We start from the raw sequence: 10,783 nt of genomic DNA on the forward strand, positions 1-10,783 counted from the left end.
AGCCCGCCCCGGCCCCGGCCGAACCCGTCGAGGCGGCACCGACGCGGCCCGCGAAGATCAAGCGCCAGCCCGGCTGGGCCAAGCCCAAGCCGCGCACCGGCCCCACCCGCTCCGGCCCGAAGCGGAAGCCGCGGGCATGAGGATCATTTCCGGTGCCTGGCGCGGCCGCCCGCTGGTCGCGCCGAAGGGCGACACCACCCGCCCCACCGCCGATCGCACGCGCGAGGCATTGTTCTCCATGCTGGCCAGCCGTGTCGGCAGTTTCGAGGGGCTGGCGGTCGCCGATCTGTTCGCCGGTTCCGGCGCGCTGGGGCTGGAGGCGCTGTCGCGCGGTGCGGCATCGTGCCTGTTCGTGGAGCAGGACAAGGCCGCGCTCGATGCGTTGCGCGCCAACATCGCGAAGCTGGGCGCGGCCGGCACCGACGTGCGCGCCGGATCGGTGCTGGCGCTCGGCCCCGCGCGTGCGCCACTGGATATCGTGATGATGGACCCGCCCTATGGCACCGGCGCGGGCGCGGTGGCGGCGGACAAGCTGGCGCGGCTCGGCTGGATGGGCCCGGCGACGTGGCTGTCGATCGAAACCGCCAAGGCCGAGGCGGTCGAGGTCGCCGGCTTCACCGTGGAGGCGGATCGCCACCACGGCCGCGCGCGGCTGACGCTGCTGCGGCTCGCCTGACGCTCAGCGGGCGTCGCGGGGCGTGCGCATGACCAGCAGCGCGATCAGGCTCAGCAGCGACATCGCCGCCAGATAGCCGCCGACCAGCGGCAGGCCGCCGCGATCCGCCAGCGCCTGCGCCGCCACCGGGGTCAGCCCGCCGCCGATGATTCCCGCCATGTTGAACGCCAGGCTGACCCCGGTGTAGCGCACGCGCGCCGGGAACAGCCCCGGCAGCCACGCTCCCAGCGGGCCATAGACGAAACCCATCACGAACAGCGCGAACGCCATGCTGGCGAACATCGCGACCAGCGATCCCGATCCCAGCCCCGGCGCCAGCACGAACCCGGCCACCACCGCGCCGACGCAGCCCCATTTCAGCACGTGCGCGGGGCTGGTGCGGTCCGCCCATGCCCCCGACAGCGCGATGCCCACCGCCATGAACAGGATCGCCGCCAGCTGCATCGCCAGGAACGTCTGGCGGTTCACCCCCAGCGTCGTCGTCGCGTAACCCAGCGCAAAGGCGGTCGCGAGATAATAGACCGCGAAACACGCGACCGCGCCCAGCGTGCCGCCGATCGCCGCGCGCCAATGCCCGCGCAACAGCTCGCCCATCGGCACCGCCGGCGGCGGCCCTTCCTCCAGCACCTGCGCGAACGCCGGGGTCTCGGCGATGCGCACCCGCACCCACAGCCCCAGCGCGACCAGCACCACCGACAGCAGGAACGGCACGCGCCACCCCCATGCCATGAATTCCGCCGGCGTCATCGCCAGCCCCAGCAGCAGGAACAGCCCGTTGGCGGCGATGAAGCCGACCGGCGCACCCAACTGCGGCACCATCCCGTAGCGGCCGCGATGCCCCGGCGGGGCATTCTCCACCGCCAGCAACGCCGCCCCGCCCCATTCGCCGCCCAGCCCGAACCCCTGGCCGAAGCGCAGCACGCACAGCAGCACCGGCGCCCAATAACCGGCGGTCGCATAGGTCGGCAGGAACGCGATCGCCAGCGTCGATCCGCCCATCAGCATCAGGCTGGCGACCAGCGTCGACTTGCGCCCGATCCGGTCGCCGTAATGGCCGAACGCCCAGGCTCCGACCGGGCGCGCGAAGAAGGCCACCGCCAGGCTGGCATAAGAGGCGAGCAACTGCGCCGACGGGCTGCTGGCGGGAAAGAACAGCGGCCCGAACACCAGCGAAGCGGCGGTGGCGTAGATATAGAAATCGTAGAATTCCACCGACGTACCGACCAGGCTGGCCAGCAGGATGCGGCGGTGGGACGCGGTCGGATCGGGCGCCGGGCGGGCGGCATGAGGGGCTTCGGACGACATGGCGTCTCATCGACGCCGCGGGGGGCGGGCGTCAACGCGCAAATCGCACGCTTCGGTCACGAAATCCTCTCGGACCGACACATTGCAGCAATGTTGAACCGCTAGGCGGGCTTGGTGGCTGCCCCTCCCCCTGTGGGGCGCCTCGCGGACCGGGCAAAGCCCCCTCGCCCGGACCTTCCCTGAACTACGGGGCGGCACCTGCCCAGGCGCCGCCCCGTTTTTTCATACCGGCCCGGCGAACAGGCCTGCGCTTACAGCCCGCCCGCGCGCACGACCAGCAACAGCATCCAGTACAGCACTCCTGACAGCAGCATCGCCACCGGCAGCGTCAGGAGCCACGCCGCGGCGAGCTGCAGCAGGGTGCGGCGCTGCAATCCCTGCCCGCTCGCCACCGAGGCGCCGGCGACGCCCGACGACAGGATGTGCGTGGTCGACACCGGTAGGCCGAAGCGGTCCGCCGCCAGGATCGTGCCCGCCGCCACCAGCTCCGCCGACGCGCCCATGCCATAGGTCATGTGCTGCTTGCCGATCTTCTCGCCCACCGTGACGACGATCCGCTTCCAGCCGATCATCGTGCCCAGCCCCAGCGCCAGCGCGACCGCGATCTTGACCCACAGCGGGATGAAGCGCGTGCCCTTCTCCAGCCGTTCCTGATACGCCTTCAGCTCGTCGACATCCGCGGCGCTCAGCCCCGCCTTCGGGGCCTTGGCGATCGCCCGCATCGTTTCCAGCACCAGGTACATGTCGTTGCGCACGTTCTGCGTCGCCCCGGCGGGAACGTTGCTGAGCGCGCGATATGCCGAGACGCGGCGCGACAGGTCGTCCGACACGCTGACCACCGCGCCGTACACCAGCGGATCGACGGTGGCGCGCTGCTCCAGCGCCCGGACCAGGATGGGCCGCGCGCGCTCCAGCGGCACCGCCGCCGCGCCCTTGCGCACCAGCACCGCCGACGCGGCCTGCGCGCTGGCGACGAAGGCCGGCGTTTCGCTCGCTGGCTGGGTACGGTTCAGCGCATAGGCAGTGGGCGCGCATCCGATCAGGATCAGCATGATAAGGCCCATGCCCTTCTGCCCATCGTTCGACCCGTGGCTGAACGACACCGCGGTGCAGGTGAAGATCAGCAGCGCCCGGATACCCCGCGTCGGGGGCGCGTCGCCCTCCGGCGCCTCCATCAGCTTCGGGTTGCGCGTGACGTAGCGCAGCACGACCAGCAGCAGCGCCGCCGCGAAGAAGCCGATCAGCGGCGCCATCCACAATCCGGTCAGCACCTTGCTCGCCTGGCTCCAGTCGACGCCCGAGGTGCCGCCCCGGCCAGCGCTGAGCAGCTGGTTGGCGAAGCCGACGCCCAGCACCGATCCGATCAGCGTGTGGCTGGAGCTGTTGGGGAGCCCGACATACCAGGTCGCCAGATTCCACACCACCGCCGCCAGCAGCAGCGCGAAGATCATGGCGAAGCCCGCCCCCGATCCGACATTCAGGATCAGGTCCACCGGCAACAGCGTGACGATCGAATAGGCGACCGCGCCTGACGACAGCATCACGCCCAGGAAATTGAAGAATCCCGACCACACCACCGCGGCATGGGCGGGCAGCGAGTTGGTATAAATCACCGTCGCCACCGCATTGGCGGTATCGTGGAAACCGTTCACGAATTCGAAGCCGAGCGCGATCAGCAACGCCAGCACCAGGAACAGGAATACCCCGCTTGCCAGCGGGGTCCCCACCAGCTGCGTATCGCGGATCACGCTGACCGCAGCATAGCCGAAGCCCCCGACCACCAGGGCCAGGAACAGCAGACGCGCCACAGGATGAACCGGGGCATCAAACCGCCGGGTCGACGGAGCGGCGGCCGCCTGGGCCTCCGCGGGGACAATGGTAGCCATCACCTTCGCCCCATCGTCTCCGTCCGTGACAATCTCATGACGGATGCGCCCCCCAGCGGCGCAACGCGCGGCGGCGCTGTGTCGCGACGGGACTGCGGGGGGTCAGCCGTGAGAGCTATCGGGCGGGGCCAGCTTCGCCAGCTCGGCCGCCATCAGCGGGATGACCGCGTTCAGCGCACGCACCGGGCGAATCATCACCTTGAAGCGGGTGATATGATCGTCGCCGTCCCATTCGATGATATCAACGCCGTTGACCTGCGTTTCGTCGGCCAGCGTGCATTCGAACTCGAGCACCGCCGATCCGTCCCCGCGCCATTCGTTGACGTAGCGGAAATCGGGGCCGCCCAGCACGACCGCCGCCGCACCCAGATAGCGCATCGTCACCTCACGCCCGCGCTGCGGCGTGTGCACGGCGGGGCTTTGGAACACCACGTCGGGATGGAGCATCGCCTCCAGCGCGGCCGCGTCCGGCGCGCGCATGTAATCGTGCCAGCGGTGGATCGCATTGCTCATGCGTCGACTCCCGGATAGGTGGCGAAGGCGGGGAGGTCGGCGATCCCCGCCGCCCAGGGCAGTCGTTCGCGTACCATGATCTGCGCGCCCGGCGAATGATCCTCGGGATGGTCGAGCGTCGCCGACTGAATATCGACAATCCCCGGCAGGATCGTGGCGTTGCGATAGAAGAGGCCCGTGCCGCATGCCGGGCAGAAGGTGCGCGTTCCCAGTTCCGACGATCGATAGTCGGCGGTCGTGCCCGCGATTCGCACCTTATCTTCCTGGAACGCGATCCAGCCGACCATCGGCGCACCGGCCCAGCGGCGGCAGTCGCCGCAATGGCAGATGGCGTGATGTGCCGGTTCGCCCTGCGCCTGAAAGGTTACGGCGCCGCAATGGCACCTGCCGCTGATCGTCACGCCGTCCCTCCCTTTTGTTTATGCTATGTTCCCACGATGCGCGGCGCGATGCAAGCGCGACGTCGCGCGGCGGCTTGCCGCGGCGGCGCGCGTTCCCTACCTGTTCGTCGGTGACCGAGCTTTCCCCTACCGCCGACGCCGCACCGTACCTGTCCGGCCTCAACGAACCGCAGCGGCAGGCCGTGCTGACCACCGACGGGCCGGTGCTGGTGCTAGCCGGCGCGGGCACGGGCAAGACCGCAGCGCTGACCGCGCGGCTGGCGCACCTGCTCTACACCCGCCGCGCCTGGCCGTCGGAGATTCTGGCCGTCACCTTCACCAACAAGGCCGCACGCGAGATGCGCGAGCGCGTGGGGCGGCTGGTGGGCGAGGCGGTGGAGGGGATGCCGTGGCTTGGGACGTTCCACGCGATTGGCGCGAAGATGCTGCGCCGCCATGCCGAGCTGGTCGGGCTGCAATCCAATTTCACGATCCTCGACACCGACGACCAGCTGCGCCTCATCAAGCAGCTGATCGTCGCGGCGGACATCGACGAGAAGCGTTTCCCGGCGCGCAGCCTGGCGGGGCTGATCGACGAATGGAAGAACCGCGGGCTCACCCCGGCGGAGGTCGATGCGGGCGAAAGCGAACGCTATGCGAACGGCCGCGGCGGCGAATTGTACCAGCAGTATCAGGAGCGGCTGAGGGCGGTGAACGCCTGCGACTTCGGCGACCTGCTGCTCCACGTCCTGACCATCCTGAAGCGCGAGCGCAGCGTGCTGGAACAGTATCAGCAGCGCTTCCGCTACATCATGGTGGACGAATATCAGGACACCAATTCGGTCCAGTACCTGTGGCTGCGGCTGCTGGCGCAGGAGCGGCGCAACATCTGCTGCGTCGGCGACGACGACCAGTCGATCTATTCGTGGCGCGGCGCGCAGGTCGAGAATATCCTGAAGTTCGAGAAGGACTTCCCCGGCGCCACCGTGATCCGGCTGGAACAGAATTACCGCTCCACCCCGCACATCCTGGGCGCGGCCAGCGGCGTGATCGCCAACAACGGCGGGCGGCTGGGCAAGCAATTGTGGACCGAGCTGGACGCGGGCGAGAAGGTCCGCGTGCTCGGCGTCTGGGACGGCCCGGAAGAGGCACGCCGCGTCGGCGACGAGATCGAGGCGGCGCAGCGTTCCGGCACGTCGCTGGACGACGTCGCCATCCTGGTGCGCGCGCAGCACCAGACCCGCGAGTTCGAGGATCGCTTCATCTCGATCGGGCTGCCCTACCGCATCGTCGGCGGCTTCCGCTTCTACGAACGGGCGGAGATCCGCGATGCGCTCGCCTATCTGCGCGTCGTCAACCAGCCCGCCGACGACCTGGCGTTCGAACGGATCGTCAACACCCCCAAGCGCGGGCTGGGCGACAAGGCGATCGCCAAGCTGCACCAGCTGGCGCGCGCCGGGGGAATGCCGCTGACGATCGCCGCCGCACGCATCCTCGATACCGACGAACTGACCCCGCAGGCGCGCCGCAGCCTGGGCAATTTCGTCGGCGACATCGCCCGCTGGCGCGACATGGCGCGCGACCTGCCGCACCCCGAACTGGCGCGCCAGATCCTCGACGAAAGCGGCTATACCGCGATGTGGCAGGCGGAAAAGTCGACCGAGGCAGCGGGTCGGCTGGAGAATCTGTCCGAACTGGTCCGCGCGATGGAGGAATATGAAAGCCTCGGCGCGTTCCTGGAGCATGTCAGCCTCGTCATGGACAATGAGGCGACGCGCGAGGATCCCAAGGTCACGATCATGACCATCCACGCCGCCAAGGGGCTTGAGTTCGACACGGTGTTCCTGGCCGGCTGGGAAGAAGGCATCTTCCCCTCGCAGCGCGCACTGGACGAGGGCGGCACGCGCAGCCTGGAGGAGGAGCGCCGCCTCGCCTATGTCGCGATCACCCGCGCGCGGCGCCGCGCGACGATCCTCCATGCCGCCAACCGCCGCATCTACGGCCAGTGGACCAGCTCGATCCCCTCGCGCTTCGTCGGCGAGCTGCCGCCGCACCATATCGACAGCGAGACCAGCATGTCGGGGGGCGAGAGCCTGTGGCGCGCCAACTGGTCCGAACGTGCCGATCCGTTCGCCGACGTCGCGCGCGGCACCGGCCGCGGGCCGGGGTGGCAGCGCGCGGCGGGCGCGCTGGGCAGCAAGCCGGGCGGCGAATGGACCAGCCGCACCTTCACTCGCGAACCGGTGCGCGTGGTCGAAAGCCGCGCGTCGGCGGTCAGCCTGGGCAACAAGGGGCGCGGCGACCTGGTGACCGGGCAGCGCGTCTTCCACCAGAAATTCGGCTATGGCGCGATCGCCGAGATCGAGGGCAACAAGCTGGAGATCGATTTCGAACAGGCCGGGCGCAAGCGCGTGATGGACAGTTTCGTCACCCCCGCCTGATCCCTGCCCCGCGCTCGCGCGTTGGCGCGCGCGAAGGAGCGACGCCATGTCCGAAACCGCCGAGAGGACCGACGCCGCGCTGTGGGAGGAGGTGAAGCAGGAGGTCACCGCCGGATCGAAGGGCGGCCGCCCCGGCCAATGGTCGGCGCGCAAGGCACAGCTGGCGGTCGCGCAATACAAGAAGCGCGGCGGCGGCTATCGCGGCGCGCGTGACCCCGACAACGCGCTGCACCGCTGGACGAAGGAGGATTGGGGCACCCGGTCCGGGGAGGAAAGCGGCAAGACCGGCGAACGCTATCTGCCCAAGGCCGCGCGCGAGGAACTGAGCGACGACGAATATCGCCGCACCACCGCGCGCAAGCGTGACGACACCCGCAAGGGGCGGCAATTCTCCGCCCAGCCGGCTGATATCGCCCGCAAGACGCGCCGCCACCACGACCACCGCACCCGCGCCGCCCTGTACGAACAGGCGAGGAAGCGCGACATTCCCGGTCGGTCGAAAATGACCAGGGATCAGCTTATCGCGGCGCTCGACGGCTGACGCGCACCGCGCCGCTGGCCCATAGCGCCCACCAGATGATCGCCGGCTGCAACGCCAGCCGTGGCGCGTGATACCAGATCGGGAGCCCGGTGCCGCGCGACAGGTCGATGATCGCATGGTGCGCGTTGGCCGGCCAGACGCACAGCGCATAGGCCGCCAGCGCCCATCCGGCGGCACGTCGCCAGCGGTGCGTGACCAGCGCGGCGGCGCCTGCCAGCTCGCACAGGCCCGTGGCGATCACCACCGCATGCGGCATCGGCACCCACGCCGGGACGATCCGCACCATCGCATCGGTGACGACCAGATGCGCGACGCCCGCCAGCGCATAGAAAGCGATCAGCAGCACGCGACCGATCGACCGCGCCCGCGTCTCGTCCGGCTGGCTCAGAGCTCCACCGCCAGCAGCGTCACGCCCTCATATTTGGCGTCGCCGGGGGTGAACAATTCGCTCGGCCGGAATCGGCGCGGCGTGATGCGCAGCCCGCTGAGACCGGCGAGCTTGAACGCGCCGATCTTCGGCTCCTTCGGCGGCTGGCCGTCGCGCTCGATCGTTATCGCGTCGAGATAGATCTCGCCATGCTTGGTATAGATGATGTGCGGCGCCAGCGTCACACTGCCACGATTATAGGTGGCGGCGATCGCCTGCTGCTTGACGATCGCTTCGAAAACGATCGGAACGGTATCGGGCACGGCGCCGCCTGCGCGGCCATCGGGTTCGGCTTCCATCGCGCTACCTTTAGCGCAATTCGCTGCGTTGCAGCAAGAACCGGGCGGGCGATCCGTCGACCGCCCGGCCGTGCCACATCCTACTGGCCCAGCAATTTCTGCGCAAAATAGGTCATCTGCAACGCCTGCAACCGCGCGCCCTGCTCAATATCCGCGTCGCCCGAATGGCCGCCGGCGGTATCCTCGAAGAACAGATACGGCAGGCCATATTCCTTCAGCCGCGCGGCGAACTTGCGCGCATGCTGCGGCCCGACGCGGTCGTCCTTGGTAGTGGTCCAGATATAGGGTTCGGGATAGGCCACCCCGCGGCGGATGTTCTGATAGGGCGAAATCTTCGCCAGGAACGCGCGCTCTTCCGGCACCGTCACCGAACCATATTCGTCCACCCAGGACGCGCCGGCCGCGATCTGTTCGTAGCGCAGCATGTCCAGCAACGGCACCTGGATCGTCACCGCCTTCCACAATTCGGGATGCTGGTTGAACTCCACCCCCATCAGCAGCCCACCGTTCGACCCGCCATAGATGCCCAGCTTCGCCGCGCTGGTCAGCCGCCGCGCGATCAGGTCCTTCGCCACCGCGGCGAAATCGTCATAGATCACCTGCCGCTTCGTCTTGCGTCCGGCGTCGTGCCATTTCGGCCCGAACTCGCCCCCGCCGCGGATGTTCGCCAGCACGAAGCTGCCGCCGCGTTCCAGCCACAGCTTGCCGGTGATGCCGGAGTAATAGGGCGTCATCGACGATTCGAACCCGCCATAGGCAGTCATGATCGTCGGCGTGCTGCCGTCCAGCTTCGCATCTTTGCGGTGGACGACGAAATACGGAACCTTCGTGCCGTCGGTCGACGTCGCCTCGAACTGTTCGACCACGTCGCGCGACGCATCGAACTTCGCGGGCAACGCCTTCACCTCGGCCGGTTTCGTCGCGCCGCTGGCGTCGACCGCCCACAAGGTCGTCGGCGTCAGGAAACCGGTGACCTGCATATAGGCCTGGTCGCTGGAGTCGGTCGTGCTGACGACGTCGATCGAGGCGTTGTCGGCCAGCGGCAATGCGCGCGACGTCCAGCGGCCATCGGCATGCGTGAACACCATCGGCGTCGCACGGACATTGTCATAGACGTTGGCGATGACGTGGTGCCGCGTCGTCGCGAATCCGTCGACCGTCTGGCGCGCACCGGGGGAGAACACCACCTCCGGCGTGAAGCGCCCGGTGCGTACCGCGCTCAGCGGCGCGCTGGCGATCGCCCCGGCGGGAATGTCGCCCCACGCCTCGCTGGTCTGGAACAGCAATTGCCCGTCGACCAGCCCCTGCGCGAACACGCGCGCCGGCATGTCCAGCCTAACGAGCTTGCCGTCGACCATGATGAAGCTTTCGCCGCCGAAGAAGGTCGGGCGCCGCTCGACGATCACCGCCTTGTTGCCCGCCGCATCGGTCATGACCGAGGCATAGGTGCCCAGTTGGTCGCCCGGCTGGCCGCGGTACAGCTCGGTGGCCGCCGACAACGGCTGGCCGCGCTTCACCGCCTTGATCACGAACGGATAGCCCGATGCGGTCATCGTCCCCGCGCCCCAGTCGCGCGACACCAGCAGCGTATCCTTGTCGAGCCACGCCGCGCCCTGTTTCGACGTCGGCAGGGTGAAGCCACCGTCGACGAACCGCCCGGCGGCCAGATCGAATTCGCGATACGTCACCGCATCCTCGCCGCCCTCGGACAGCGCGACCAGGCACAGGCGTTCGTCGGGTTGCAGGCAGGTGGCGCCCTTCCACACCCATTTGTGCCCCTCCGCCTTGCCCAGCGCATCGAGGTCGATCAGCGTCTGCCACTTGGGCGCAGGATTGGCGTAGTCGGCGGGGGTCGTCCACCGCCACACGCCCTGCGGATGGTCGGCGTCGCGCCAGAAATTGACGATCCTTCCCATCACCTGCGCCGGCATCGGGATACGATCCTTCGCCGCCGCGATCGCATAGGCCTCCTGATAGAAGGTCTGGTAGCGCGGATCGGATTGAAGCCGCGCCAGCGTGCGCTTGTTTTCCGCCTCCACCCAGGCGAGCGGCTTCGCGCCGTCCTTGTCCTCCAGCCACAGATAGGGATCGTCCTGCGGCGCAGCCTTCGTGTCGGTCATCGCCGCCGTCTGCGCGCTTGCCGGCGCGGGCGCAACCATGCCGGCGCCTGTCAGCATCAGTGCGGCCACCGCCGCCATCGTCATTCCTCGACCCACGATCATGCGTTTCTCGACCTTTCTTTTCATGACGCCAACTTGCGCGCGGACGCTCGCGGGAACAAGAGCGAGGCTGCGGCGTCCCACCCGCCGTCACCG

Annotated in this window: 11 protein-coding genes; 4 read left to right on the top strand and 7 right to left on the bottom strand. The window is 68.8% G+C overall.

The features are described from left to right. Positions 1-73: 73 nt before the first annotated feature. Entirely contained in the window at positions 74-676 is a 603-nt protein-coding gene (gene rsmD, locus AX685_RS15685) for a 16S rRNA (guanine(966)-N(2))-methyltransferase RsmD (RefSeq protein WP_269450501.1), read from the top strand. A gap of 3 nt (positions 677-679) precedes the next feature. On the opposite strand, the gene AX685_RS15690 is transcribed toward rsmD, so the two are convergent. From AX685_RS15690 to AX685_RS15705, 4 genes are all read right to left on the bottom strand, one after another. Then, positions 680-1,981 carry an MFS transporter gene (locus tag AX685_RS15690; protein ID WP_066490326.1) on the bottom strand — a complete coding sequence of 434 codons (1,302 nt, stop codon included), beginning with the start codon at positions 1,979-1,981 and terminating at the stop codon, positions 680-682. Between the two features lie 251 nt (positions 1,982-2,232). After that, positions 2,233-3,867: an inorganic phosphate transporter gene (locus AX685_RS15695; protein ID WP_066490327.1), complete on the bottom strand. Its 1,635-nt coding sequence runs from the start codon at positions 3,865-3,867 to the stop codon at positions 2,233-2,235. A gap of 102 nt (positions 3,868-3,969) precedes the next feature. Next, positions 3,970-4,380 (bottom strand): nuclear transport factor 2 family protein, encoded by a 411-nt coding sequence (locus AX685_RS15700; RefSeq protein ID WP_066490333.1) that lies wholly within the window; start codon positions 4,378-4,380, stop codon positions 3,970-3,972. Further along, positions 4,377-4,781: a GFA family protein gene (locus tag AX685_RS15705; RefSeq protein WP_066490335.1), complete on the bottom strand. Its 405-nt coding sequence runs from the start codon at positions 4,779-4,781 to the stop codon at positions 4,377-4,379. The genes AX685_RS15700 and AX685_RS15705 overlap by 4 nt, the downstream gene beginning before the upstream one ends. Positions 4,782-4,891: 110 nt before the next feature. Here AX685_RS15705 and AX685_RS15710 point away from each other — a divergent pair, with 110 nt between their 5' ends. Together AX685_RS15710 and AX685_RS15715 are read left to right on the top strand one after the other, a co-directional pair. Further along, the gene (locus tag AX685_RS15710) at positions 4,892-7,201 is read left to right on the top strand and encodes an ATP-dependent helicase (protein ID WP_066490349.1); all 2,310 of its coding nucleotides are present in this window, start codon (positions 4,892-4,894) and stop codon (positions 7,199-7,201) included. Between the two features lie 46 nt (positions 7,202-7,247). Next, on the top strand, positions 7,248-7,742 hold the full coding sequence (locus tag AX685_RS15715) for a DUF5872 domain-containing protein (protein WP_066490342.1): 495 nt from the start codon (positions 7,248-7,250) through the stop codon (positions 7,740-7,742). On the opposite strand, the gene AX685_RS15720 is transcribed toward AX685_RS15715, so the two are convergent. The 3 genes from AX685_RS15720 to AX685_RS15730 all read right to left on the bottom strand — a co-directional run bounded on the left by AX685_RS15720 (position 7,720) and on the right by AX685_RS15730 (position 10,645). Next, complete coding sequence (locus AX685_RS15720) at positions 7,720-8,088, bottom strand: DoxX family protein (RefSeq protein WP_331710183.1); 369 nt, start codon at positions 8,086-8,088, stop codon at positions 7,720-7,722. The genes AX685_RS15715 and AX685_RS15720 overlap by 23 nt on opposite strands. A gap of 38 nt (positions 8,089-8,126) precedes the next feature. Beyond that, entirely contained in the window at positions 8,127-8,468 is a 342-nt protein-coding gene (locus tag AX685_RS15725; RefSeq protein ID WP_066490344.1) for a hypothetical protein, read from the bottom strand. Between the two features lie 80 nt (positions 8,469-8,548). Further along, entirely contained in the window at positions 8,549-10,645 is a 2,097-nt protein-coding gene (locus tag AX685_RS15730) for a prolyl oligopeptidase family serine peptidase (RefSeq protein ID WP_197418651.1), read from the bottom strand. Here AX685_RS15730 and AX685_RS23210 point away from each other — a divergent pair. Beyond that, positions 10,578-10,783, top strand: a 206-nt coding sequence (locus AX685_RS23210) for a hypothetical protein (protein ID WP_231738931.1), incomplete at its 3' end; no start/stop codon positions are given. The genes AX685_RS15730 and AX685_RS23210 overlap by 68 nt on opposite strands.

Origin of the sequence: Sphingomonas sp. CCH9-F2 (assembly GCF_001556735.1) — a bacterium.
Taxonomy (GTDB): Bacteria; Pseudomonadota; Alphaproteobacteria; order Sphingomonadales; family Sphingomonadaceae; genus Sphingomonas; species Sphingomonas ginsenosidimutans.